A 24,545-nucleotide genomic window follows, 5' to 3' on the forward strand; every position below is an offset into this window, starting at 1 on the left:
AGTTAACATTGTGGGGAATCGCAGCCGTGTTTCGCGGAGCCAACGCCGTCAGCCTCGATGCAAAGGGCCGTCTCGCCATGCCGAGCCGGTACCGTGACGAGCTCGATTCGCGTTGCAATGGTCAACTTATCGTGACCATCGACGCTGTTGACCCCTGCTTGTGTGTTTATCCCCTCGATGAGTGGGAGCAGATAGAAGCCAAGTTGCGTGCCTTGCCGTCGCTGCGTGAGGAAAACCGTCGCCTGCAGCGTTTGCTGATCGGTAACGCGGTGGACCTGGAGCTCGATGGCAGTGGTCGTTTCCTGGTGCCGCCCCGTTTGCGTGAGTACGCCAAGCTCGACAAGAAGGCGATGCTGGTGGGGCAACTGAACAAATTCCAGCTGTGGGATGAGGATGCCTGGAACGCGGTTTCGGCAGCCGACCTCGCAGCTATTCAACAACCGGGCGCCATGCCCGATGAACTGCGTGACCTGATCCTGTGACGATAGATAGCGGCTTCAACCACATCACCGTATTGCTCGACGAAGCTGTCGAGGCATTGGCCCTGCGCGCCGACGGTTGCTATCTGGACGGGACCTTCGGTCGCGGAGGGCACAGTCGTCTCATTCTCAGCAAGCTCGGGCCGCAAGGGCGGCTGTTGGGCTTCGACAAGGATCCACAGGCGATTGCCACGGGGCAAGCGCTGGCGGCCGAAGACGGCCGCTTTGTCATTGTGCAGCGCAGCTTCGCCGAGCTCGGTGATGAAGTGCGCGCGCGCGCGCTGGACGGCAAGGTCAGCGGTATCCTGCTCGACCTGGGTGTCTCCTCGCCGCAGCTGGACGATCCCGAGCGCGGCTTCAGTTTCCTCAACGATGGCCCGCTGGACATGCGCATGAATCCGGGCCAAGGGATCAGCGCTGCCGAGTTCATCGCGACCGCCCCCGTCGAAGAAATAGCCCGCGTGTTCAAGGAATATGGCGAGGAGCGTTTTGCCGGCCGCATGGCGCGTGCGGTGGTCGAGCGTCGCGAGAAGCAGCCGTTCACCCGTACTGCCGACCTGGCCGAAGTGCTCAAGGTCGCCAACCCTGCTTGGGAAAAGGGCAAGAACCCGGCAACTCGGGCCTTCCAGGGGCTGCGCATTCATGTCAATAACGAGCTGGGTGACCTGGAGGCCGGCCTCGACGCCGCGCTCGAGGCGCTGGAAGTCGGCGGCCGCCTGGCGGTGATCAGCTTCCACTCGCTGGAAGACCGTATCGTCAAACTGTTCATGCGCAAGCTGGTCAAGGGCGAGGCGGATAACCTGCCACGCAACCTGCCGGTGCAGCACAAGGTCTTCGAACCTCGTATCAAGCTGATCGGCAAGGCGCAGTTCGCCTCCGATGCGGAACTCAAGGCCAACCCGCGTGCGCGCAGTGCCGTCATGCGCGTGGCGGAGAAGCTGCGGTGAGTCGCCTGTTCGCCAAGCCATTGCCAGGCGGAAGCTTCCTGATGCTTCTGCTGTTCGTTGGCGTGCTGGTGTCGGCCATCGCTGTCTCCTACAGCGCGCACTGGAACCGCCAGTTGCTCAACACGCTCTACAACGAGCTGAGCGAACGCGACAAGGCCCAGGCTGAGTGGGGTCGCCTGATTCTCGAGCAGAGCACCTGGACTGCCCACAGCCGCATCGAAAACCTGGCCGCCGGCCAGTTGAAGATGCGCGTGCCCAACGCTGACGAAGTGCGGATGGTGACGCCATGATGAAGCTCGAGGGTGCACTCTACCCCTGGCGCTTTCGGGTCGTCGTTGGCCTGCTGGCGTTGATGGTCGGCGCCATCAGCTGGCGCATCATCGACCTGCAGGTGGTCGACCGCGACTTCCTCAAGGGCCAGGGTGATGCTCGCAGCCTGCGCCATATTCCGATTCCTGCACACCGTGGCCTGATCACCGACCGCAATGGTGAGCCTCTGGCTGTCAGTACGCCGGTCACCACGCTGTGGGCCAACCCCAAGGAGATGCAGGCGTCCAAGGATCGCTGGCCGCAACTGGCCGCCGTGCTGGGGCAGAACCCGCAGCAATTGATCGAGCGCCTCACCCAGCAGGCCAACAAGGAGTTCATCTACCTGGTTCGTGGCCTCACGCCCGAGCAGGGCCAGCAGGTGCTCGACCTTAAAGTGCCCGGTGTCTACGGCCTCGAAGAGTTCCGCCGCTTCTATCCGGCGGGTGATGTCACCGCGCACATGGTGGGTTTCACCGACCTGGATGACCACGGCCGTGAAGGTGTCGAGCTCGCCTATGACGAGTGGCTGGCCGGGGTGCCTGGCAAGCGACAAGTGATCAAGGACCGGCGCGGTCGCCTGATCAAGGATATTCAAGTCACCAAGAACGCCAAGGCCGGTAAGACCTTGGCGTTGTCGATAGATCTGCGCCTGCAGTACCTGGCGACTCGCGAGCTGCGCAACGCCATCGCCGAACAGGACGCCAAGGCCGGCAGCCTGGTGATCATGGACGTCAAGACCGGCGAGGTCCTGGCGATGGTCAACCAGCCAACTTACAACCCCAACAACCGCCGCAGCATGTTCCCGGCAGCCATGCGTAACCGGGCCATCATCGATGTCTTCGAGCCCGGCTCGACGGTCAAGCCGATCTCCATGAGTGCGGCCCTGCAGAGCGGGCGCTGGAAACCGACCGACAAGGTCGAGGTGTATCCGGGCAGTCTGCAGATCGGTCGCTACACGATCAAGGACGTTTCCAGGAGCGAGGGCCCGATCCTCGACCTGACCGGCATCCTGATCAACTCCAGTAACGTCGGCATGAGCAAGATCGCCTTCGATATCGGCGGCGAAGCCATCTATCGGGTGATGTCGCAGGTCGGCCTGGGGCAGTACACCGGCCTGGGCTTCCCGGGCGAGCGTGTTGGCAACCTGCCCAATCATCGCGAATGGCGCAAGGCCGAGACGGCCACGCTTTCGTACGGCTACGGCGTATCGGTCACCGCCCTGCAGTTGGTTCACGCCTACGCCGCGCTGGCCAACGACGGCAAGATGGTGCCGCTGTCGATTCTCAAGGTCGACAAGGCGCCGGAAGCCGTGCAAGCCATTCCGCAAGAAACCGCAAAGACCGTGCAGGGCATGTTGCAGCAGGTGATCGAGGCGCCGCGTGGTGTGTTCCGCGCCCAGGTGCCGTTCTACCACGTCGCTGGCAAGTCGGGTACGGCGCGCAAGGCCACGGTCGGCTCCAAGGGCTACACCGAAAACGCCTACCGCTCGCCGTTCGCAGGCTTCGGCCCGATGAGCGACCCGCGCTACGCCATCGTTGTGGTCATCGACGAGCCGGGCAAGGGCGGCTACTTCGGTGGCCTGGTATCGGCGCCGGTGTTCAGCAAGGTCATGTCCGGCACCCTGCGGCTGATGAACGTGCCGCCGGATAACCTGCCGCCCGCGAACGCGCAGCAGGCCAGTGCAGTACCCGCCAAGGGAGGGCGTGGTTGATGACGATGCCATTGAGCAAGCTTTTCGCCCACGCCAGCCGCGATCCGTTGATTCGCGAGCTGACACTCGACAGTCGCCAGGTGCGGCCGGGTGATCTGTTCCTGGCGGTGCCAGGTGCCAAGGTCGATGGTCGTGATCACATCGCCGATGCGCTTGCCCGTGGTGCTGCGGCCATCGCCTATGAAGAGCAGGGCGCCACGGTGTTGCCGCTGACCGACGTGCCGCTGATTCCGGTCAAGGGCCTGATCGCGCAACTGTCAGCCATCGCCGGCCGCTTCTATGGCGAGCCGAGCCGCCAACTCAATCTGGTCGGTGTGACGGGCACCAACGGCAAGACCAGCGTGACGCAACTGCTCGCCCAGGCCCTTGATCAGTTGGGCCAGCGCTGTGGTCTGATCGGCACCTTGGGCACCGGTTTCTACGGAGACTTGCAGAGCGGCCGTCTGACCACGCCGGATCCGATCGCCGTGCAAGCCACGCTCAACGACCTAAAGAAGGGTGGCGCTGAGGCCGTGGCGATGGAAGTGTCTTCCCATGCCCTGGAGCAGGGGCGCGTGGCAGCACTGGCCTTCGATATCGCGGTGATGACCAACCTGTCGCGCGATCACCTGGACTACCACGGCAGCATGCAGGCCTACGAGGCCGCCAAGGCCAAGCTGTTCGCCTGGCCGAGCCTGCGTTGGCAGGTGGTCAACCTGGACGACGCCTTTGGTCGTCGTCTGGCCGAGGACTTTGCTCGCCGCCCGAGTGCCGATCATATCGAGACCCGGCTGCTCAGCTATAGCCTGGAAAACCCGGACGCGTCGCTGTTCTGCCGCGAAGCCCATTTCGACGACGATGGCGTGCGCGCCCTCCTGGTCACCGCTCAAGGCGAACGCACACTGCGCAGCCAACTGCTCGGGCGTTTCAACCTGAGCAACATGCTCGCAGCCGCGGCCACGCTGCTGGCGCTGGATTATTCGCTGGACGAAATCCTGAAAGTCATCCCGCAGTTGCAAGGGCCTGTCGGTCGCATGCAGCGCCTGGGCGGGGGAGCCAAACCGCTGGTGGTGGTCGATTACGCGCACACCCCCGATGCGCTGGAAAAGGTGCTCGAAGCCTTGCGTCCGCACGCCCACGGCAAGCTGCTGTGCCTGTTCGGTTGCGGCGGGGATCGCGATCGCGGCAAGCGTCCGCTGATGGCCGAAGTGGCCGAGCGTCTGGCTGACCGCGTGCTGGTCACCGACGACAACCCGCGTACCGAGGATCCGCTGCGGATCTTCGATGACATTCGCCCAGGTTTCGCCAAGCCTGCCGACGTCGAGTTCGTCGCCGGTCGTGGCGAAGCCATCGCACACCTGATCGCCACCGCTGCCGCCGACGATGTGATCGTGCTGGCCGGCAAGGGGCACGAGGATTACCAGGAGATCAATGGCGAGCGCCTTGTTTTCTCCGATCTGGTCGAAGCCGAGAAGGCGCTTTCAGCCTGGGAGGCTCCACATGCTTAAGCCCATGACACTCAGCCAGCTGACCGCAGCACTGAGTGCTCGTCTGGTCGGGGCCGACGCCACCTTCACCGGTGTCAGCATCGACAGCCGCAGCGTGGCTGCGGGGCAACTGTTCATTGCACTGACCGGCCCGCGTTTCGATGGCCACGACTACCTTGCCGATGTGAAGGCCAAGGGCGCCGTGGCCGCGTTGGTCGAGCGCGAAATCGCCGATGTCGACTTGCCGCAGTTGCTGGTCGCCGATTGCCGCGTGGCGCTTGGCCTGCTGGGCGCGCTCAATCGCGCCGCCTTCGACAAACCGGTGGTCGCCATCACCGGCTCCAGCGGCAAGACCACGGTCAAGGAGATGCTGGCCTCCATTCTGCGCACCCGCGGCCTGGTACATGCCACCCGTGGCAACCTGAACAACGACCTCGGTGCGCCACTGACGTTGCTGGAGATCGCGCCCGATCACAGTGCGGCGGTGATCGAGCTGGGTGCTTCGCGCATCGGCGAGATTCGCTACACCGTTGGCCTGACCCGGCCACAAGTCGTCATCCTCAACAACGCTGGCACCGCCCACGTGGGTGAATTCGGTGGCCCGGAGAAGATCGTCGAGGCCAAGGGAGAGATTCTCGAAGGTTTGGGGGAGGGCGGTATCGCCGTGCTCAACCTGGACGACAAGGCCTTTGACATTTGGCACAAGCGCGCCGGCGCGCACCAGGTGCTGAGCTTTGCCCTGAGCAACGAGAAGGCCGATTTCTACGCCAGCGACATCGGTCGCGACGCGCGCGGCTGCCCCTCGTTCACCCTGCACGGCCCAAGCGGCAGTGCGCCGGTGCAGTTGAACCTGCTTGGCACGCATAACGTCGCCAACGCGCTGGCCGCTGCGGCTGGCGCCCATGCCGTAGGTGTGAGCCTGCCGGGCATCGCTGCCGGCCTTGCCGCAGTGCAGCCGGTCAAGGGCCGTTCCGTGGCACAGATCGCGCCCAGCGGTGCGCGGGTGATCGACGACACCTACAACGCAAATCCCACCTCGATGTGTGCCGCCATTGATATACTCGCCGGCTTTTCCGGACGCACCGTCCTGGTGCTCGGGGATATCGGCGAACTGGGGCAATGGTCCGAGGAAGGCCACCGTCAGGTGGGCGACTACGCACGCGGCAAGGTCGATGCCTTGTACGCGACTGGCACCAACATGGTTCATGCGGTTCAGGCGTTCGGCGCCAATGGCCGCCATTTCGCTACTCAAGCTGAGCTGATCGACGCCGTTCGTGCCGAGAGCGTCAGCGACACCACTATCTTGATCAAGGGCTCGCGCAGCGCTGCGATGGAAAACGTCGTGGCTGCTTTGTGTGGTGCCAGCGGGGAGAAACATTAATGCTGCTGCTGTTGGCTGAGTATCTGCAACAGTTCTACAAGGGCTTCGCGGTCTTCCAGTACCTGTCCCTGCGCGGGATCCTGGGTGTGTTGACGGCGTTGTCCCTGGCACTGTGGCTGGGGCCCTGGATGATTCGTACCCTGCAGATTCGCCAGATCGGCCAGGCTGTGCGTAACGACGGCCCGCAATCGCACCTGTCCAAGTCCGGTACCCCGACCATGGGCGGTGCGCTGATCCTGTCTGCCATCGCCATCAGCACCTTGCTGTGGGCTGACCTGACCAATCGCTATGTATGGGTGGTGTTGATCGTCACCCTGCTGTTCGGCGCCATCGGCTGGGTCGACGACTACCGCAAGGTGATCGAGAAGAACTCGCGTGGCCTGCCGAGCCGCTGGAAGTACTTCTGGCAGTCGGTGTTCGGCCTCGGGGCTGCGGTCTTCCTCTACATGACCGCCCCGACCAGCGTCGAAACCACGCTGATCGTGCCGTTCCTCAAGGACTTCACCATCCCCCTGGGCGTTGGCTTCGTGGTGCTGACCTACTTCGTCATCGTCGGTTCGAGCAACGCGGTCAACCTGACCGACGGCCTCGATGGTCTGGCGATCATGCCGACGGTGATGGTCGGCGGTGCGCTGGGCATCTTCTGCTACCTGTCGGGCAACGTGAAGTTCGCCGAATACCTGCTGATCCCTTATGTGCCGGGCTCGGGTGAGCTGATCGTGTTCTGCGGTGCGCTGATCGGTGCAGGCCTGGGCTTCCTCTGGTTCAACACCTACCCGGCACAGGTCTTCATGGGTGACGTCGGCGCCCTGGCGCTGGGTGCGGCGCTGGGCACCATCGCCGTGATCGTCCGCCAGGAAATCGTGCTGTTCATCATGGGCGGCATCTTCGTGGTGGAAACCCTGTCGGTGGTGATCCAGGTCGCATCGTTCAAGTTGACCGGCAAGCGTGTGTTCCGCATGGCGCCGATCCACCACCATTTCGAACTCAAGGGTTGGCCCGAGCCGCGGGTGATCGTCCGATTCTGGATCATCACCGTGATTCTGGTGCTGATCGGCCTTGCCACCCTGAAACTGAGGTAAACGAGCGTGTCACTGATCGCTTCCGACCAATTCCGCATCGTTGTCGGCCTCGGCAAGAGCGGCATGTCCCTGGTTCGCTTCCTGGCGAACCGGGGTATTGCCTTTGCGGTCGCCGATACCCGCGAGCAACCGCCGGAACTGGACACCCTGCGCCGTGAATACCCGCAGGTGGAAGTGCGCTGTGGTGAACTGGATGTGGACTTCCTGTGCCGCGCCAACGAGCTCTACGTAAGCCCGGGCCTGGCATTGGCTACCCCGGCGTTGCAGCAGGCCGCCGCGCGCGGCGTGAAACTCTCCGGTGACATCGAGCTGTTCGCACGCCATGCCAAGGCGCCAATCGTTGCCATCAGCGGCTCCAACGCCAAGAGCACGGTGACCACCCTGGTCGGCGAGATGGCTGCCAAGGCCGGCAAGCGTGTCGCTGTCGGCGGCAACCTCGGCACCCCGGCGCTTGACCTGCTCGACGATGCGGTCGAGTTGTACGTCATGGAGCTGTCGAGCTTCCAGCTCGAGACTACCGATCAGCTCAACGCCGAAGTGGCCACCGTGCTGAACATCAGCGAGGACCACATGGATCGCTACAGTGGCCTGCCGGCTTATCACCTGGCCAAGCACCGCATCTTCCGCGGTGCGCGCCAGGTGGTAGTCAACCGTCAGGACGCCCTCAGCCGGCCCCTGCCCGTCGAAGGTCGCCCATGCTGGACATTCGGCCTCAACGCCCCAGACTTCAAGGCCTTTGGCCTGCGTGAAGTGGAGGGCGAGAAGTATCTGGCCTTCGAATTCCAGACCCTGATGCCGGTGCGTGAGCTGAAGATCCGCGGTGCCCATAACCAGAGCAATGCCCTGGCAGCCCTGGCCCTGGGCCATGCCGTCGGTCTGCCCTTCGAGCCGATGCTCGAGGCTCTGCGCGAGTTCAAGGGGCTTGTCCATCGCTGCCAGTGGATCCGCGAGCGCAATGGCGTGAACTGGTACGACGACTCCAAGGCTACCAACGTCGGCGCGGCACTGGCGGCAATCGAAGGCCTGGGTGCCGACATCGAAGGCAAGCTGGTGCTGATCGCCGGTGGCGATGGCAAGGGCGCTGATTTCGCCGCCTTGCGCCAGCCGGTCGCTGCCTATTGCCGCGCTGTGGTGTTGCTGGGGCGTGACGCCGAGCGCCTGGCCGAGACGTTCGGCGACAGCGTGCCGCTGGTCCGGGTCAAGACCCTGGACGAAGCTGTGCAGCGCTGCGCCGAGCTCGCCCAGCCAGGGGACGCGGTGCTGCTGTCGCCGGCCTGCGCCAGCCTCGACATGTTCAAGAACTTCGAAGAACGCGGGCGCCTGTTCGCCCAGGCAGCGGAGGGGCTGGCATGATCTTCGGCATCATCAAGCCGTATCCGTCGCCGCTGATCAGCGGTCGTGGCATCGACATCGACTTCGCCTTCCTTGCCGGCTGCCTGGCCTTGCTGGGGTTGGGCCTGGTGATGATCACCTCGGCGTCCTCGGAAGTGGCCGCCGTGCAGTCCGGCAATCCGCTCTATCACATGATCCGCCACCTGGTGTACGTCGCGATCGGCCTTGTTGCCTGCGGTGTGACCATGATGGTGCCGATCGCCACCTGGCAGCGTATGGGCTTCATGATGCTGATCGGCGCCTTCGGCCTGCTGGTGCTGGTACTGGTGCCGGGGATCGGTCGGGAAGTGAACGGTTCGATGCGCTGGATCGGCTTCAGCTTCTTCAACGTCCAGCCTTCGGAGATCGCCAAGGTCTTCGTGGTCATCTATCTGGCGGGTTACCTGGTACGCCGCCAGACCGAGGTGCGCGAGAGTTGGATGGGCTTCTTCAAACCGTTCATCGTCCTGCTGCCCATGGCAGGCCTGCTGCTGATGGAGCCGGACTTCGGCGCCACCGTGGTGATGATGGGCGCTGCGGCGGCCATGCTGTTCCTGGGAGGGGTGGGGCTGTTCCGCTTCTCGCTGATGGTGGTGCTGGCGGTGGTCGCGGTGTTCATCCTGGTCCAGGCGCAACCCTACCGGATGGCGCGTCTGATCACCTTCACCGACCCCTGGTCCGATCAGTTCGGTTCGGGCTACCAGCTGACCCAGGCACTGATCGCCTTCGGTCGTGGCGAGTGGCTGGGCGTTGGCCTGGGCAACAGCGTACAGAAACAGTTCTACCTGCCCGAGGCGCACACCGACTTCGTGTTCTCGGTGCTGGCCGAAGAGCTTGGCGTAGTCGGCTCGCTGTGCACCGTGGCGCTGTTCGTGTTCGTCACCATCCGCGCCTTGTACATCGGCCTGTGGGCCGAGAAGGCCAAGCAGTTCTTCGCCGCCTACATGGCCTTCGGCCTGGCCTTCCTGTGGATCGGCCAGTTCCTGATCAACATCGGTGTGAACGTGGGCCTGCTGCCGACCAAGGGGCTGACGCTGCCATTCCTCAGCTACGGGGGCAGCTCGCTGGTGATCTGCTGCGCCTGCGTGGGGCTTTTGCTGCGTATCGAGTGGGAGAGTCGAACGCACCTGGGCAGCGAGGAGCACGAGTTCAAGGAGAGCGATTTTGCCGAGGAGACCAGTCATGGCCGCTGATGGCAAGAACGTACTGATCATGGCCGGTGGCACCGGGGGGCATGTGTTCCCGGCCCTGGCCTGCGCCCGCGAATTCCAGGCGCGCGGCTACAGCGTGCACTGGCTCGGTACGCCACGGGGTATCGAGAACGAACTGGTGCCCCAGGCTGGCTTGCCGCTGCACCTGATCCAGGTCAGCGGGCTGCGTGGCAAGGGCAAGCTGTCGCTGCTCAAGGCGCCGTTCACCCTGGTCAAGGCCGTGCTGCAGGCGCGGCGCATCATTCGTGAGCTCAAGCCGGTGTGCGTGCTGGGCTTTGGCGGCTATGTCACAGGCCCAGGCGGTGTTGCCGCGCGGCTGTGCGGTGTGCCGCTGGTGATTCACGAACAGAACGCCCGTGCAGGTACCGCCAATCGCCTGCTGGTGCCACTGGCCGCGCGAGTCTGCGAAGCTTTCCCCGACACTTTCGCTGCCAGCGAGAAGCGTCGGACCACCGGTAACCCGGTGCGCCCCGAACTGTTCCTGGAAACGCCTCGTGCGGCACTTGCCGGGCGTCGTGCGCGTCTTCTGGTACTCGGTGGCAGCCTCGGTGCGGAACCATTGAACAAATTGCTGCCTAAGGCCCTGTCCGAAGTGACTGCAGACCTGCGGCCAGAGGTGTTCCACCAGGCTGGCAAGCAACATGCGTCGATCACCGCCGAGCGTTATCGCGAGGCCGGTATCGAGGCTCAGGTAGAGCCTTTCATCAAAGACATGGCCCACGCTTATGGCTGGGCCGACATGGTGGTGTGCCGGGCCGGCGCCCTGACCGTCAGCGAACTCGCGGCGGCAGGCCTGCCCTCGATGCTGGTGCCCTTGCCCCACGCGATCGACGATCACCAGACTCACAACGCCCAATATCTGGCTCGCGAAGGTGCCGCCTTCCTGATGCCACAAGCGACAACTGGCGCAGCGCAGCTCGCTGAACGCCTGAACGAGGTGCTGATGCAACCCGAGAAACTCAACACCATGGCCGGCACTGCGCGCCGCCTGGCCAAGCCTGCTGCAACCAGCACCGTGGTCGATATCTGCCTGGAGGTGGCCCATGGTTGAAAGCCAGAAAGCCATGCCGCAGCCCAAGATGGGCCGCATTCGCCGCATTCACTTCGTCGGTATCGGCGGCGTGGGCATGTGCGGTATCGCCGAAGTGCTGCTGAACCTGGGCTACGAAGTGTCCGGTTCCGACCTCAAGGCCTCGCCGGTCACCCAGCGCCTGGAGTCGTTCGGCGCCGAAATTTTCGTGGGCCACCGTGCCGAGAACGCTGCCACCGCCGATGTACTGGTGGTCTCCAGCGCAATCAATCCGGCCAACCCTGAAGTTGCCACCGCGCTCGAACGCCGTATCCCGGTGGTGCCGCGTGCCGAGATGCTGGCCGAGCTGATGCGCTACCGCCACGGCATTGCTGTCGCCGGTACCCACGGCAAGACCACCACCACCAGCCTGCTGGCCTCGGTGTTCGCTGCCGGTGGCCTGGATCCGACCTTCGTCATCGGTGGCCGTCTGACTGCGGCTGGCACCAACGCCCAGCTCGGCACCAGCCGCTACCTGATCGCCGAAGCCGATGAAAGCGATGCGAGCTTCCTGCACCTGCAGCCGATGGTCGCTGTCGTCACCAACATCGACGCCGACCACATGGCGACCTACGAGGGTGACTTCAACAAACTGAAGAAGACCTTCGTCGAGTTCCTGCACAACCTGCCGTTCTACGGCCTGGCCGTGATGTGCCTGGACGACCCGGTCGTGCGCGAGATTCTGCCTCAGGTCAAGCGTCCGACCGTCACCTACGGCTTCAGCGAAGAAGCCGACATCCGCGCCATCAATGTGCGCCAGCAGGGCATGCAGACGCATTTCACCGTGCTGCGTCGCGACTGCGAGCCGCTGGAGGTGTCCGTGAACATGCCGGGCAACCACAATGTGCTCAACGCCCTGGCCACCATCGCCATTGCCACCGACGAGGGCATCAGTGACGACGCCATCATCCAGGGCCTGTCGGGCTTCCAGGGTGTGGGGCGACGCTTTCAGGTGTACGGCGAGCTGCCAGTCGAGGGCGGTAGCGTGATGCTGGTCGACGACTATGGCCATCACCCCACCGAAGTGGCGGCGGTGATCAAGGCCGTGCGCGGCGGTTGGCCGAGCCGGCGCCTGGTAATCGTCTACCAGCCGCACCGCTACAGCCGCACCCGCGATCTTTACGACGACTTCGTGCAGGTGCTGGGTGATGCCAACGTGCTGCTGCTGATGGAAGTCTACCCGGCCGGCGAGGAGCCGATCCCCGGCGCCGACAGCCGCCAGCTGTGCCACAGCATCCGCCAGCGCGGCAAGCTGGACCCGATCTACATCGAACGTGGTGCCGAGCTCGCGCCACTGGTCAAGCCACTGCTGCGCGCTGGCGACATCCTGATCTGCCAGGGTGCCGGCGATGTGGGTGGCCTTGCCCCGCAACTGATGAAAAGCCCGCTGTTCGCTGGCGCTGTCGCCAAGCAGGAGAAACCGCTGTGAGTACCGCCTACGACAAACTGCACTCCACGCTCGACGTCAAGGCCTTCGGCCGCGTCGCCGTGCTGTATGGCGGCAAGAGCGCCGAGCGTGAGGTTTCGCTCAAGTCGGGCGCCGCGGTGATCGAGGCGCTGACCTCGGCCGGCGTGGATGTGGTTGCCATCGATGTGGGTGACGATCTGCTCGCCCGCTTGCAAAGCGAGAAGATCGACCGCGCCTTCATCATTCTTCACGGCCGTGGTGGTGAAGACGGCAGCATGCAAGGCCTGCTCGAGTGCCTGGGCATTCCCTACACCGGCAGCGGCATCCTCGCCTCGGCGCTGGCCATGGACAAACTGCGCACCAAGCAGGTGTGGCAGAGCCTGGGCATTCCGACCCCGCGTCACGCCGTGCTGGCCAGCGAAAGCGACTGTGTCGAGGCCGGCAAGGAACTGGGCTTCCCGCTGATCGTCAAACCGGCCCATGAAGGTTCCAGCATCGGCATGGCCAAGGTGAACAGCGTCGAAGAGCTGGTTGCCGCCTGGAAGGACGCTGCCAAGTACGACTCCCAGGTACTGGTCGAGCAGTGGATCCACGGTCCGGAGTTCACCATTGCGGTGCTGCGCGGGCAGGTGCTGCCACCGATCGCACTGGGTACGCCGCACGTGTTCTACGACTACGACGCCAAGTACATCGCCAACGACACCCAGTACCGCATTCCATGCGGCCTGGACGCTGGCAAGGAACAGGAACTGATGGACCTGACTGCCCGCGCTTGCGATGCCATCGGCATCGAGGGCTGGGGCCGTCTGGATGTAATGCAGGACGAGCAGGGCCGGTTCTGGCTGCTCGAAGTCAACACCGCACCCGGCATGACCGATCATAGCCTGGTGCCCATGGCGGCCCGCGCTGCCGGTCTGGACTTCCAGCAGCTGGTGCTGGCGATCCTGGCCGAAAGCGTAGCGACGCGAGGTTAAGAGCCATGCAAGGCGCAATGATACGTCAGCAGCAACCCGTCACCGGCCGCAGCAAGCCGGTGCCGCGCGGTGCCAGCCGACTGGTGGCCGACGAGCCCGTATCGGCGCGCCTGCCACGGCCCAGCTTCGGTGGGTTGAAACGCCTGCTGTGGCCGGTGCTGCTGGTCGCTGCCGGCTTCGGCGCCTACGAAGGCGCGATCCGGTTGATGCCTTACGCCGACCGCCCGATCACCAAGATCGCCGTGCAAGGCGACCTGAGCTACATCAGCCAGCAGGCGGTGCAGCAGCGTATCGCGCCTTATGTCGCGGCGAGCTTCTTCAGTGTCGATCTGCCGGCGATGCGTACAGAGCTTGAGCAGATGCCATGGATCGCCCACGCCGAAGTGCGTCGGGTATGGCCGGATGAGGTGGTGATCCGCCTCGAGGAACAACTGCCGGTCGCGCGCTGGGGCGATGAGGCCTTGCTCAACAACCAGGGCCAGGCGTTCACCCCGCGGGAGCTGGCCAACTATGAGCATTTGCCGCAGCTGTTCGGGCCGCAGCGCGCTCAGCAACAAGTCATGCAGCAGTATCAGGTATTGAGCCAGATGCTGCGCCCCATGGGCTTCTCCATCGCTCGCCTGGAGCTGCGCGAGCGAGGCAGCTGGTTCCTGACCACCGGTGCGGGTAGCGCCGGTCCTGGCATCGAGCTGCTGTTGGGGCGCGATCATCTGGTGGAGAAGATGCGCCGGTTCATTGCCATATACGACAAGACACTCAAAGAGCAGATCACCAACATCGCCCGCATCGATCTGCGATACGCCAACGGATTAGCGGTTGGCTGGCGGGAACCGAATGCACCGACGACGGCCCAACCCGCCGTTGCGAAGAATTAGAGAGAGGCAGGACCATGGCAAACGCGCATAGCGGCAAAATGATCGTCGGGCTGGACATTGGCACCTCCAAGGTGGTGGCGCTGGTTGGCGAAGTGGCGGCGGACGGCACCCTGGAGATCGTCGGGATCGGTACGCATCCGTCCCGCGGCTTGAAGAAAGGCGTGGTGGTGAACATCGAGTCGACCGTGCAGTCGATCCAGCGCGCGGTGGAAGAAGCGCAGTTGATGGCCGGCTGCCGCATCCACTCGGCGTTCGTCGGTGTTGCCGGCAACCACATCCGCAGCCTGAACTCCCATGGCATCGTCGCCATCCGCGACCGTGAGGTCAGCGTCGCCGACCTCGAGCGCGTGCTCGACGCTGCCCAGGCCGTGGCCATCCCGGCCGACCAGCGCGTGCTGCACACCCTGCCCCAGGACTACGTGATCGACAACCAGGAAGGTGTGCGCGAGCCACTGGGCATGTCTGGCGTGCGTCTGGAAGCGAAAGTCCATGTGGTCACCTGCGCGGTCAACGCCGCTCAGAACATCGAGAAGTGCGTGCGCCGCTGCGGCCTCGAGATTGACGACATCATTCTCGAACAACTGGCCTCGGCTTATTCGGTGCTGACCGATGACGAGAAAGAACTGGGCGTGTGCCTGGTAGACATCGGCGGCGGCACTACCGACATCGCCATCTTCACCGAAGGTGCGATCCGCCACACCGCGGTGATCCCGATCGCCGGCGACCAGGTCACCAACGACATTGCCATGGCCCTGCGTACACCTACGCAGTACGCCGAGGAAATCAAGATCCGCTACGCCTGCGCCCTGGCCAAGCTGGCCGGCGCCGGCGAGACCATCAAGGTGCCGAGCGTCGGCGATCGTCCGCCGCGCGAACTGTCGCGCCAGGCCCTGGCAGAAGTGGTCGAGCCTCGTTACGACGAGCTCTTCACCCTGATCCAGGCCGAGTTGCGTCGCAGCGGCTACGAGGATCTGGTGCCGGCCGGCATCGTCCTGACCGGCGGTACATCGAAGATGGAAGGCGCCGTGGAACTGGCCGAGGAAATCTTCCACATGCCGGTACGCCTCGGCGTGCCGCACAGCGTTCGGGGGCTGAGCGACGTGGTGCGCAACCCGATCTATTCAACCGGCGTGGGACTGCTCACCTACGGCCTGCAAAAGCAGACCGAGGACCTGCCCCTGACCGGCAACAGCAGCAGCAACAGCTATGGCGATGAACCTAAGGCCCCGGTGCTTGAGCGCTTCAAGCGCTGGGTCCAAGGCAACTTCTAAGTTTCAAAGCAGTAGTGGTAGGCGCAAAAACTAGAGAACTGTAAGGAGAGGGAAAATGTTCGAGCTCGTAGACAACGTCCCGCAAAGCCCGGTCATCAAAGTGATCGGTGTCGGTGGTGGTGGTGGCAACGCCGTCAACCACATGGTCAAAAGCAGCATCGAAGGTGTGGAATTCATCTGCGCCAACACCGATGCCCAGGCGCTGAAGAACATTGGCGCACGCACCATCCTGCAACTGGGGACCGGTGTGACCAAGGGCCTGGGTGCCGGTGCCAATCCGGAAGTCGGTCGTCAGGCCGCGCTGGAAGACCGTGAGCGCATCGCCGAAGTGCTGCAAGGCACCAACATGGTGTTCATCACCACTGGCATGGGCGGCGGTACCGGTACTGGTGCTGCGCCGATCATCGCCGAAGTGGCGAAGGAAATGGGCATCCTCACCGTTGCGGTGGTGACCCGTCCGTTCCCGTTCGAGGGTCGCAAGCGCATGCAGATCGCCGATGAAGGCATCCGCATGCTGGCTGAAAGCGTTGACTCGCTGATCACCATCCCCAACGAGAAGCTGCTGACCATCCTGGGCAAGGATGCAAGCCTGCTGTCTGCCTTCGCCAAGGCCGACGACGTGCTGGCTGGCGCCGTGCGCGGCATCTCCGACATCATCAAGCGTCCGGGCATGATCAACGTCGACTTTGCCGACGTGCGCACCGTGATGGGCGAGATGGGCATGGCCATGATGGGCACTGGCTGCGCCAGCGGTCCGAACCGTGCTCGTGAGGCCACCGAGGCGGCGATTCGCAACCCGCTGCTCGAGGACGTCAACCTGCAGGGTGCCCGCGGTATCCTGGTGAACATCACCGCAGGTCCTGACCTGTCGCTGGGTGAGTACTCCGACGTGGGTAGCATCATCGAGGCCTTCGCCTCCGACCACGCGATGGTCAAGGTCGGCACCGTGATCGATCCTGACATGCGCGACGAGTTGCACGTCACCGTGGTCGCTACTGGCCTGGGTGCGCGCATCGAGAAGCCGGTCAAGGTCGTCGACAACACGCTGCAGACCGCGCAGCAGGTGTACGAGTCCTCCAACCCGGCTCCGGTTCGCCAGGAGCAGTCGGCGGTAAACTACCGTGACCTGGAGCGTCCGACCGTGATGCGCAACCAGGCACACGCAGGCGCTGCGGCTGCGGCTAAACTCAACCCACAGGACGATCTGGACTACCTTGACATCCCGGCCTTCCTGCGTCGCCAGGCCGATTGATGGAATTTATCAGGGGTATAAGGGTGATTGGTGTTCAGCAAAGGCCGGGTCTGCTATCATTCTCAGCCTTTGTTGATACCAATTCGCAATTAGCGCTAAAGCGGCCAATGCCATGATTAGACAACGCACCCTGAAGAATACCATTCGTGCCACAGGTGTCGGCCTGCATTCCGGAGAGAAGGTCTACCTGACTCTCAAGCCAGCACCCGTGGATACCGGCATCGTTTTCCGCCGCGCTGACCTCGACCCTGTGGTCGAAATCCCGGCGCGTGCGGCCAACGTCGGCGAGACAACCATGTCGACGACGCTGGTCAACGGTGACGTCAAGGTCGATACGGTCGAGCACCTGCTCTCCGCCATGGCGGGCCTGGGCATCGATAACGCCTACGTCGAGCTCTCCGCCTCGGAAGTGCCGATCATGGATGGCAGCGCCGGTCCCTTTGTATTCCTGATTCAGTCCGCCGGCCTGGAAGAACAGGACGCCGCTAAAAAGTTCATCCGTATCCTGCGCGAAGTCAGCGTGGAGGAGGGCGACAAGCGCGCCACCTTCCTGCCCTTCGACGGGTTCAAGGTGAGCTTCGAGATCGACTTCGATCACCCGGTCCTCAAGGGCCAGACCCAGAGTGCAGTGGTTGATTTCTCCAGCACGTCGTTCGTGAAGGAAGTCAGCCGAGCACGCACCTTCGGTTTCATGCGTGACATCGAGTACCTGCGCAAGCACAACCTTGCGTTGGGTGGCAGTGTCGAGAACGCCATCGTGGTCGATGAGACCGGTGTGCTCAACGAAGACGGACTTCGCTCCGATGACGAATTCGTCAAGCACAAGATCCTCGACGCGATCGGTGACCTCTATCTGCTGGGCAACAGCCTGATCGGCGAGTTCAAGGGCTACAAGTCCGGACACGCGCTGAACAACCAGTTGCTGCGCAAGCTGATCGCAGAAACGGACGCCTGGGAAGTGGTTACTTTCGAAGATGCCAGTACGGCACCGATCTCCTACATGCGCCCTGTTGCGGCCGTGTAAGTTCGAACACTCTCTAGTTCATTGAGGCCACCTTCGGGTGGCCTTTTTTATTGGCGCGCCCATGGCCGAGCGGTGTTTGAGGCCTTCGCAGATAACGCCTGGAACTTCAGGTCTTGTCGTGGGCGCGTGCTGCAAGCCGTTCCAGCGCGGCCCGCAGTTTTTCGTCATCAATGCCTTGCGCCGTCTCGCGCAGGCTTTGTGCCGCTTGTTGCGACAACTCGGTGGTGTGTGTCGGGCGCGCGGGTGCGCCAACTGGTGGTTGCACCTGGAACTTGATGCGCTGCAGGTTGGCGAAGGCTTCCATGGCTCGCAGCGTTGTCAGCAGACGCTTCTGCTGGTAGCGCAGACGCGTTGCCCAATGGCCGTCCGTCACCACCAGGAGCAGACAGCCATCGCGCCAGGAGGCTACGTGACAGTGTGCCCTTGCAGCAGGCTGCAACTGGCTTTCCAGCAAACGCTGCAGGTGCTCGAGGCGCTCGGCCTGGTTGAGCAGCAGGCGCAGCGGCCTGGCCTGGCGCAGCAAGGCGGCGGGTGGCTGGGCAGAAGGGGGTTTGTAGGCCATCGGAGTACGCATGAGGTTACAAGATTGGCAGTCTAACAGATGCCGCCAGGGCCGTTGCCTGTGCCGGACGCTTTACCGGCAGCACCGATCCTGGGGGCGGTGCAGAGGGGGCAGGCGCAGGCCCGCCCGCGAGGAGGCCAAACACGTTTCATGTCTGGCCGCCTTGAACTTGAGGAAAATGTCCCTATGTTAGAGAGGCCCCGTTTAAAGCGCTGTGCCAGCATCGTGGAAATCCACCACTTTCCTCACCAACGTTTCCGGGTAGAATGCTCGTTCGCATGCGGCCCAAGGGCTGCACGGGCGACTCACGGGGCCGCCCTCCATCCCTAAGTGTGGAAGATCCTGCCGATATGTTTGCGCCTTTGTTAAAAAAACTTTTTGGAAGCAAGAACGAGCGTGAAATCAAGCGCATGCTCAAGACGGTGAGCACCGTCAATGCCTTCGAAGAGAAGATGGTGGCCCTCTCCGACGAGCAACTGCGTGGCAAGACCGCAGAGTTCAAAGAGCGCCTGGCCAAAGGCGAAACCCTCGACCAGTTGTTGCCCGAAGCCTTCGCCGTGGCCCGTGAGGCCGGCAAGCGTGTCATGGGCATGCGCCACTTCGATGTCCAGCTGATCGGTGGCATGACCCTGCACGAGGGCATGATCGCAGAAATGCGTACCGGTGAAGGCAAGACCTTGGTCGGTACCCTGGCGGTCTACCTGAACGCGTTGTCCGGCAAGGGCGTGCATGTGGTCACGGTCAACGACTACCTGGCTCGCCGTGACGCCAACTGGATGCGTCCGCTGTATGAATTCCTCGGCCTCAAGGTGGGCATCGTCTCGGCCTTCCAGCCGCCGGAAGAAAAGCGCGCCGCCTATGCTGCCGACATCACCTACGGCACCAACAACGAATTCGGTTTCGACTACCTGCGCGACAACATGGCGTTCAGCCAGGACGAGAAGTTCCAGCGTGAGCTGAACTTCGCCGTGATCGACGAAGTCGACTCCATCCTCATCGACGAAGCGCGTACCCCGCTGATCATCTCCGGTCAGGCCGAAGACAGCTCCAAGCTGTACATCGAGATCAACCGCCTGATCCCGCGCCTGAAGCAGCACATCGAAGAAGTCGAAGGCCAGGTGACTCAAGAGGGTCACTTCACCATCGACGAGAAGAGCCGCCAGGTCGAGCTCAACGAGGCCGGTCACCAGTTCATCGAGGAGATGCTCACCCAGTCCGGCCTGCTGGCCGAAGGCGAGAGCCTCTACTCGGCCCACAACCTGGGCCTGCTCACTCATGTCTACGCGGGCCTGCGTGCGCACAAGCTGTTCCACCGCAACGTCGAGTACATCGTCCAGGACGGCCAGATCCTGCTGATCGACGAACATACCGGCCGTACCATGCCGGGCCGCCGCCTGTCCGAAGGCCTGCACCAGGCCATCGAGGCGAAGGAAAACCTGAACATCCAGGCCGAGAGCCAGACCCTGGCTTCGACCACCTTCCAGAACTACTTCCGTCTCTACACCAAGCTGTCCGGCATGACCGGTACTGCCGACACCGAAGCGTTCGAGTTCGCCCAGATCTACAACCTCAACGTGATGGTCATTCCGCCGAACAAGCCGCTGGCACGGAAGGACTTCAACGACCTGGTCTACCTCACCGCCGACGAGAAGTACGCGGCGATCATCGCCGACATCAAGGAAAGCATGGCCAAGGGCCGTCCTGTCCTGGTGGGTACCGCGACCATCGAGACCTCCGAGCACATGTCCAACCTTCTGCAGAAGGAAGGCATCGACCACAAGGTCCTGAACGCCAAGTACCACGAGAAGGAAGCCGAGATCATCGCCCAGGCCGGTGCGCCGGGCGCCCTGACCATCGCCACCAACATGGCCGGTCGTGGTACCGACATCCTGCTGGGCGGTAACTGGGAAGCCGAAGTCGCTGCCCTGGAAAACCCGACCAGCGAGCAGATCGCGCAGATCAAGGCCGACTGGCAGAAGCGCCACCAGCAGGTGCTGGAAGCCGGTGGCCTGCACGTGATCGCCTCCGAGCGTCACGAGTCGCGTCGTATCGACAACCAGCTGCGTGGCCGTGCCGGCCGTCAGGGCGATGCCGGTTCGAGCCGCTTCTACCTGTCGCTGGAAGACAGCCTGATGCGTATCTTCGCTTCCGACCGGGTGAAGAACTTCATGAAGGCGCTGGGCATGCAATCCGGCGAAGCCATCGAGCACCGCATGGTCACCAACGCCATCGAAAAAGCGCAGCGCAAGGTCGAAGGTCGCAACTTCGACATCCGCAAGCAGCTGCTCGAATACGACGACGTGGCTAACGAGCAGCGCAAGGTGATCTACCACATGCGCAACAGCCTGCTGGCTGCCGAGAACATCGGCGACACCATCGCCGAGTTCCGCAAGGAAGTGCTCGACGCCACTATCAGCCAGCACATTCCGCCGCAGTCGCTGCCCGAGCAGTGGGACGTGGCGGGCCTTGAGGCCGCGCTGTCGAGCGACTTCGCCATGAAGCTGCCGATCCAGCAGTGGCTCGACGAGGACGATCACCTCTACGAGGAGACCCTGCGCGAGAAGCTGCTGAACGAGATCACCACCGCCTACACCGAGAAGGAAGACCAGGCCGGCATCGACGCCCTGCGCACCTTCGAGAAGCAGATTCTGCTGCGCGTGGTGGACGACCTGTGGAAAGACCACCTGTCGACCATGGATCACCTGCGTCACGGTATCCACCTGCGCGGCTACGCCCAGAAGAACCCGAAGCAGGAGTACAAGCGCGAGTCGTTCACCCTGTTCCAGGAGCTGCTCGAGTCGATCAAGCGCGACACCATCCGTGTGCTGTCGCACGTTCAGGTTCGCCGCGAAGACCCTGCCGAAGAAGAAGCCCGCCTGCGCCGCGAGGCCGAGGCACTGGCCAGCCGCATGCAGTTCCAGCATGCCGCAGCCCCAGGTCTGGAAAGCGAGCAACTGAGCGAGGAGGGCGCCGAAGTGGCTGTAGCCTCTGCGCCCGTTCGCAACGAACAGAAACTGGGCCGCAACGAGCCGTGCTGGTGTGGTTCGGGCAAGAAGTTCAAGCATTGCCATGGTCAGATCGAGTGATTCGATCCGTCACCTGACATCTACAGGGCCGCTTGGCGGCCCATCGCGGCACAAGGCCGCTCCCACAGGCATCGCACAGAACCTGTAGGAGCGGCCTTGTGCCGCGATGGGGCGCAAAGCGGCCCCGCTTTTCGCAACTCATTCATTTTCTAGGAGCGCTCCAATGGCTGTCGGTCTCGGTCCCCTGCCTACCCTGCACCCGGTTCCCGGTTTCGAACTCGGCATCGCTTCGGCGGGCATCAAGCGCCCTGGGCGCAAGGACGTGGTGGTGATGCGCTGCGCCGAAGGCTCCAGCGTTGCCGGCGTGTTCACTCTCAACGCCTTCTGCGCCGCTCCCGTGATCCTCTCCAAGCAGCGCGTGCAGGGCACTGTGCGCTACCTGCTGACCAACACCGGAAACGCCAACGCCGGTACCGGTGCGCCGGGCCTGGCCGCCGCCGAGCGCACCTGCGCCAAGCTGGCCGAGCTGACCGGCGTGCCTGCCGAGTCCGTGCTGCCATTCTCCACCGGGGTGATCGGCGAGCCGCTGCCGGTCGAGAAGATCGAAGGCGCGCTGCAGGCTGCGCTGGACAACCTTTCGGAAAACAACTGGGCCGAAGCCGCTACTGGCATCATGACCACCGACACCCTGCCCAAGGGTGCCAGCCGTCAGTTCCAGCACGACGGCGTCACCGTCACGGTCACCGGGATCAGCAAAGGTGCAGGCATGATCCGCCCGAACATGGCCACCATGCTCGGCTACATCGCCACCGACGCCAAGGTCGCCCCGGCTGTGCTCAAGGACCTGATGCTCGATGGTGCCAACAAGTCGTTCAACCGCATCACCATCGATGGCGACACCTCGACCAACGATTGCTGCATGCTGATCGCCACCGGCAAGGCCAACCTGCCGGAGGTAACCGAGGCGAGTGGCGCGCTGTTCGAAGCGCTGAAGAAGGCCGTGTTCGACGTGTGCATGGAGGTGGCCCAGGCCATCGTCCGTGATGGCGAAGGTGCGACCAAGTTCGTGACCGTGCAGGTCAATGGCGGGGGGAATCATCAGGAGTGCCTGGATGTCGGCTATGCCGTCGCTCATTCGCCGCTGATCAAGACTGCACTGTTCGCCTCCGACCCCAACTGGGGCCGCATTCTGGCTGCCGTCGGCCGCGCAGGCGTGCCGGAACTGGACGTCAGCCTGATCGATGTGTACCTCGACAGCGTGTGCATCGCCAGCAAGGGCGGTCGCAGCCCGAGCTACACCGAAGAGCAAGGTTCGGCGGTGATGGCCCAGGAAGAGATCACCATTCGTATCGAACTGGGTCGCGGCCAGTGCAGCGAAACCATCTGGACCACTGATCTGTCCCACGAGTACGTGAAGATCAACGCCGAATACCGTACCTGATCCACCCAAGGCCGCTGCCACAGGCTCGAAGGGGACCTGTGGAGCGGCCTTGTGTCGCGATGGGCTGCGTAGCAGCCCTGAATCCAAAGAGCAATGGAGCCGAACCATGAGCTATCACCTGATCATCGGCGACAAGCTGTATTCTTCCTGGTCGCTGCGCGGCGCCCTGGCCCTTGAGCTGGCAGGCGTCGGTTATGACGAGACACTGATCAAGCTCAACCAGCCTGATACCCGCAAGCGCATTCTCGAATTCTCGGCCACCGGCAAGGTGCCGTTGCTCAAGACCGAGCACGGCGTGATCGCCGACTCCCTGGCCATCGCCGAATACCTCAATGAACAGCACCCCGAGGCGCAGCTCTGGCCGGTGGAGGTCGCTGCGCGTGCCCAGGCGCGCTCGGCGTGTGCGCAGATGCACAGTGGTTTCTTTGCCTTGCGCGGTGCGATGCCGTTCGATCTGTCGCGCGATCAGGCGTTGGATAGCGTGCCGCTCGAAGTGCAGGTCGATATCGACCGCATTGTCGCCTTGTGGGGCGAGTGCCGCCTGATGGCCAAGGACGGCGGCCCGTTCCTGTTCGGACGGCCCACGCTGGCCGATGCCTTCTTCGCCCCGGTGGCGGTGCGTTTGCGTACCTACCGTGTGCAAGTGCCCGCGCAGGCGGCGGCGTACATCGAAACGATCTACAACTGGCAGGCCTTCCAGGCCTGGCAGAAAGCGGGCTTGATGGAGTGTAACGGGTGAAACGGATCCATGTAGTTGCAGCCGTCATTCGCGGCGTCGACGGGCGCATCCTCATCGCGCGCCGCGCCGATACTCAGCACCAGGGCGGCCTGTGGGAATTTCCCGGCGGCAAGGTGGAAGAGGGCGAGGGCGTCGAGGCCGCACTGGCCCGTGAGCTGCACGAGGAGCTGGGTATCGTCGTCAGCGCCTCTCGGCCGCTGATCAAGGTCAGCCATGACTACCCGGACAAGCAGGTGCTGCTGGACGTGCGCGAGGTGTCGGCTTTCACCGGCGAGCCCCATGGCGCCGAGGGCCAGCCATTGGCGTGGGTTGCTCCGCGAGACCTGGACCAGTATGCATTTCCCGAGGCCAATAAACCGATCGTGGCGGCCACACGCCTGCCGGACCAGTACCTGATCACCCCGGATGGGCTCGATACCCCGGCGTTGCTGCGAGGTATCCAGAAGGCAGTGGCCTCCGGCATCAGGCTGATCCAGTTGCGCGCGCCAGACATGTACGACCCCAAGTACCGCGATGTGGCGGTGGATGCGGTCGGGCTCTGTGCCGGCAAGGCTCTGCTGATGCTCAAGGGACCACTGGAGTGGCTGGGGGACTTCCCGTCTGCAGGTTGGCACCTGACGGCGGCGCAATTGCGCAAGTACGCTGCCAAGGGGCGACCGTTCCCGCAGAATCGCTGGCTGGCGGCGTCCTGCCATAGCGCCGAGGAGCTCGAGCTGGCACGGCAGATGGGAGTGGACTTTGTCACTCTGTCGCCAGTGCAGCCTACCCAGACCCACCCCGAGGCCACGCCGATTGGTTGGGAGGAGGCGCAGCGCTTGATTGCAGGCTTCAACCAGCCAGTGTTCCTGCTGGGCGGGGTCGGGCCGGGTGAGCGTGAGCGGGCCCGTGAGGCGGGTGCTCAAGGTGTTGCCGGGATTCGGGCGTTCTGGCCTCAAGCCTGAGTCGCA

The 24,545-nt window shown here is 63.5% G+C and carries 21 protein-coding genes; 20 read left to right on the top strand and 1 reads right to left on the bottom strand.

Translation table 11 applies throughout. The features are described 5' to 3' along the window. Nucleotides 1-26: 26 nt before the first annotated feature. The 16 genes from mraZ (at nt 27) to lpxC (ending at nt 17,830) form a co-directional block, all read left to right on the top strand. Complete coding sequence (gene mraZ / locus APH44_RS18885; RefSeq protein ID WP_004575120.1) at nt 27-482, top strand: division/cell wall cluster transcriptional repressor MraZ; 456 nt, start codon at nt 27-29, stop codon at nt 480-482. After that, the gene (rsmH, locus tag APH44_RS18890; protein WP_054894000.1) at nt 479-1,426 is read left to right on the top strand and encodes a 16S rRNA (cytosine(1402)-N(4))-methyltransferase RsmH; all 948 of its coding nucleotides are present in this window, start codon (nt 479-481) and stop codon (nt 1,424-1,426) included. Before mraZ ends, rsmH begins: the two co-directional genes overlap by 4 nt. Further along, nucleotides 1,423-1,716, top strand: a complete 294-nt coding sequence (gene ftsL, locus APH44_RS18895) for a cell division protein FtsL (protein WP_054894001.1) — start codon at nt 1,423-1,425, stop codon at nt 1,714-1,716. Before rsmH ends, ftsL begins: the two co-directional genes overlap by 4 nt. Further along, nucleotides 1,716-3,446 carry a penicillin-binding protein 2 gene (locus APH44_RS18900; RefSeq protein ID WP_177342481.1) on the top strand — a complete coding sequence of 577 codons (1,731 nt, stop codon included), beginning with the start codon at nt 1,716-1,718 and terminating at the stop codon, nt 3,444-3,446. The genes ftsL and APH44_RS18900 overlap by 1 nt, the downstream gene beginning before the upstream one ends. Then, on the top strand, nt 3,446-4,933 hold the full coding sequence (locus APH44_RS18905) for a UDP-N-acetylmuramoyl-L-alanyl-D-glutamate--2,6-diaminopimelate ligase (RefSeq protein ID WP_054894003.1): 1,488 nt from the start codon (nt 3,446-3,448) through the stop codon (nt 4,931-4,933). Before APH44_RS18900 ends, APH44_RS18905 begins: the two co-directional genes overlap by 1 nt. Beyond that, a complete protein-coding gene (gene murF, locus APH44_RS18910) occupies nt 4,926-6,293 on the top strand; it encodes a UDP-N-acetylmuramoyl-tripeptide--D-alanyl-D-alanine ligase (RefSeq protein ID WP_054894004.1) in 1,368 nt (455 codons plus the stop codon). The genes APH44_RS18905 and murF overlap by 8 nt, the downstream gene beginning before the upstream one ends. Further along, entirely contained in the window at nt 6,293-7,375 is a 1,083-nt protein-coding gene (gene mraY / locus APH44_RS18915; protein ID WP_054894005.1) for a phospho-N-acetylmuramoyl-pentapeptide-transferase, read from the top strand. The genes murF and mraY overlap by 1 nt, the downstream gene beginning before the upstream one ends. 6 nt (nt 7,376-7,381) lie before the next feature. Continuing rightward, the gene (gene murD, locus APH44_RS18920) at nt 7,382-8,728 is read left to right on the top strand and encodes a UDP-N-acetylmuramoyl-L-alanine--D-glutamate ligase (RefSeq protein WP_054894006.1); all 1,347 of its coding nucleotides are present in this window, start codon (nt 7,382-7,384) and stop codon (nt 8,726-8,728) included. Then, on the top strand, nt 8,725-9,939 hold the full coding sequence (gene ftsW, locus APH44_RS18925) for a putative lipid II flippase FtsW (protein WP_054894007.1): 1,215 nt from the start codon (nt 8,725-8,727) through the stop codon (nt 9,937-9,939). The genes murD and ftsW overlap by 4 nt, the downstream gene beginning before the upstream one ends. Further along, nucleotides 9,929-11,008 carry an undecaprenyldiphospho-muramoylpentapeptide beta-N-acetylglucosaminyltransferase gene (gene murG / locus APH44_RS18930; RefSeq protein ID WP_054894008.1) on the top strand — a complete coding sequence of 360 codons (1,080 nt, stop codon included), beginning with the start codon at nt 9,929-9,931 and terminating at the stop codon, nt 11,006-11,008. Before ftsW ends, murG begins: the two co-directional genes overlap by 11 nt. Further along, nucleotides 11,001-12,455, top strand: coding sequence for a UDP-N-acetylmuramate--L-alanine ligase (gene murC, locus APH44_RS18935; RefSeq protein WP_054894009.1), 1,455 nt, complete (start codon nt 11,001-11,003; stop codon nt 12,453-12,455). The genes murG and murC overlap by 8 nt, the downstream gene beginning before the upstream one ends. Continuing rightward, entirely contained in the window at nt 12,452-13,408 is a 957-nt protein-coding gene (locus APH44_RS18940; RefSeq protein ID WP_054894010.1) for a D-alanine--D-alanine ligase, read from the top strand. The genes murC and APH44_RS18940 overlap by 4 nt, the downstream gene beginning before the upstream one ends. A gap of 5 nt (nt 13,409-13,413) precedes the next feature. Continuing rightward, complete coding sequence (locus APH44_RS18945; protein WP_054894011.1) at nt 13,414-14,283, top strand: cell division protein FtsQ/DivIB; 870 nt, start codon at nt 13,414-13,416, stop codon at nt 14,281-14,283. Between the two features lie 14 nt (nt 14,284-14,297). Beyond that, on the top strand, nt 14,298-15,554 hold the full coding sequence (gene ftsA, locus APH44_RS18950) for a cell division protein FtsA (protein WP_054894012.1): 1,257 nt from the start codon (nt 14,298-14,300) through the stop codon (nt 15,552-15,554). A 55-nt stretch (nt 15,555-15,609) separates the two neighbouring features. Next, nucleotides 15,610-16,806 carry a cell division protein FtsZ gene (ftsZ, locus tag APH44_RS18955; protein ID WP_054894013.1) on the top strand — a complete coding sequence of 399 codons (1,197 nt, stop codon included), beginning with the start codon at nt 15,610-15,612 and terminating at the stop codon, nt 16,804-16,806. Nucleotides 16,807-16,918: 112 nt separating this feature from the next. Further along, nucleotides 16,919-17,830, top strand: a complete 912-nt coding sequence (gene lpxC, locus APH44_RS18960) for a UDP-3-O-acyl-N-acetylglucosamine deacetylase (protein ID WP_054894014.1) — start codon at nt 16,919-16,921, stop codon at nt 17,828-17,830. Nucleotides 17,831-17,936: 106 nt separating this feature from the next. Here the strand turns inward: lpxC and APH44_RS18965 are convergent, their stop codons facing one another. Then, entirely contained in the window at nt 17,937-18,392 is a 456-nt protein-coding gene (locus tag APH44_RS18965; protein WP_054894015.1) for a DUF721 domain-containing protein, read from the bottom strand. 350 nt (nt 18,393-18,742) lie between these two features. Here APH44_RS18965 and secA point away from each other — a divergent pair, with 350 nt between their 5' ends. The 4 genes from secA to APH44_RS18985 all read left to right on the top strand — a co-directional run bounded on the left by secA (nt 18,743) and on the right by APH44_RS18985 (nt 24,539). Further along, nucleotides 18,743-21,478, top strand: coding sequence for a preprotein translocase subunit SecA (secA, locus tag APH44_RS18970; protein WP_054894016.1), 2,736 nt, complete (start codon nt 18,743-18,745; stop codon nt 21,476-21,478). A gap of 163 nt (nt 21,479-21,641) precedes the next feature. Then, nucleotides 21,642-22,859 carry a bifunctional glutamate N-acetyltransferase/amino-acid acetyltransferase ArgJ gene (argJ, locus tag APH44_RS18975; protein ID WP_054894017.1) on the top strand — a complete coding sequence of 406 codons (1,218 nt, stop codon included), beginning with the start codon at nt 21,642-21,644 and terminating at the stop codon, nt 22,857-22,859. 106 nt (nt 22,860-22,965) lie between these two features. Continuing rightward, nucleotides 22,966-23,598 carry a glutathione S-transferase family protein gene (locus APH44_RS18980; RefSeq protein ID WP_054894018.1) on the top strand — a complete coding sequence of 211 codons (633 nt, stop codon included), beginning with the start codon at nt 22,966-22,968 and terminating at the stop codon, nt 23,596-23,598. Beyond that, nucleotides 23,595-24,539 carry a Nudix family hydrolase gene (locus APH44_RS18985; RefSeq protein ID WP_054894019.1) on the top strand — a complete coding sequence of 315 codons (945 nt, stop codon included), beginning with the start codon at nt 23,595-23,597 and terminating at the stop codon, nt 24,537-24,539. Before APH44_RS18980 ends, APH44_RS18985 begins: the two co-directional genes overlap by 4 nt. Nucleotides 24,540-24,545 lie beyond the last annotated feature (6 nt).

The sequence above is a fragment of the Pseudomonas sp. NBRC 111143 genome, assembly GCF_001320965.1.
Taxonomy (GTDB): domain Bacteria; phylum Pseudomonadota; class Gammaproteobacteria; order Pseudomonadales; family Pseudomonadaceae; genus Aquipseudomonas; species Aquipseudomonas machongensis.

What these genes read in the sequence shown, in the direction of transcription:
- APH44_RS18900 (WP_177342481.1), top strand. Translation starts at nt 1,716, where the DNA reads ATGAAGCTCGAGGGTGCACTCTACCCCTGGCGCTTTCGGGTCGTCGTT.
- APH44_RS18905 (WP_054894003.1), top strand. Translation starts at nt 3,446, where the DNA reads ATGACGATGCCATTGAGCAAGCTTTTCGCCCACGCCAGCCGCGATCCG.
- murF (WP_054894004.1), top strand. Translation starts at nt 4,926, where the DNA reads ATGCTTAAGCCCATGACACTCAGCCAGCTGACCGCAGCACTGAGTGCT.
- mraY (WP_054894005.1), top strand. Translation starts at nt 6,293, where the DNA reads ATGCTGCTGCTGTTGGCTGAGTATCTGCAACAGTTCTACAAGGGCTTC.
- ftsW (WP_054894007.1), top strand. Translation starts at nt 8,725, where the DNA reads ATGATCTTCGGCATCATCAAGCCGTATCCGTCGCCGCTGATCAGCGGT.
- murG (WP_054894008.1), top strand. Translation starts at nt 9,929, where the DNA reads ATGGCCGCTGATGGCAAGAACGTACTGATCATGGCCGGTGGCACCGGG.
- murC (WP_054894009.1), top strand. Translation starts at nt 11,001, where the DNA reads ATGGTTGAAAGCCAGAAAGCCATGCCGCAGCCCAAGATGGGCCGCATT.
- APH44_RS18945 (WP_054894011.1), top strand. Translation starts at nt 13,414, where the DNA reads ATGCAAGGCGCAATGATACGTCAGCAGCAACCCGTCACCGGCCGCAGC.
- ftsA (WP_054894012.1), top strand. Translation starts at nt 14,298, where the DNA reads ATGGCAAACGCGCATAGCGGCAAAATGATCGTCGGGCTGGACATTGGC.
- ftsZ (WP_054894013.1), top strand. Translation starts at nt 15,610, where the DNA reads ATGTTCGAGCTCGTAGACAACGTCCCGCAAAGCCCGGTCATCAAAGTG.
- lpxC (WP_054894014.1), top strand. Translation starts at nt 16,919, where the DNA reads ATGATTAGACAACGCACCCTGAAGAATACCATTCGTGCCACAGGTGTC.
- APH44_RS18965 (WP_054894015.1), bottom strand. Translation starts at nt 18,392, where the DNA reads ATGGCCTACAAACCCCCTTCTGCCCAGCCACCCGCCGCCTTGCTGCGC.
- secA (WP_054894016.1), top strand. Translation starts at nt 18,743, where the DNA reads ATGTTTGCGCCTTTGTTAAAAAAACTTTTTGGAAGCAAGAACGAGCGT.
- argJ (WP_054894017.1), top strand. Translation starts at nt 21,642, where the DNA reads ATGGCTGTCGGTCTCGGTCCCCTGCCTACCCTGCACCCGGTTCCCGGT.
- APH44_RS18980 (WP_054894018.1), top strand. Translation starts at nt 22,966, where the DNA reads ATGAGCTATCACCTGATCATCGGCGACAAGCTGTATTCTTCCTGGTCG.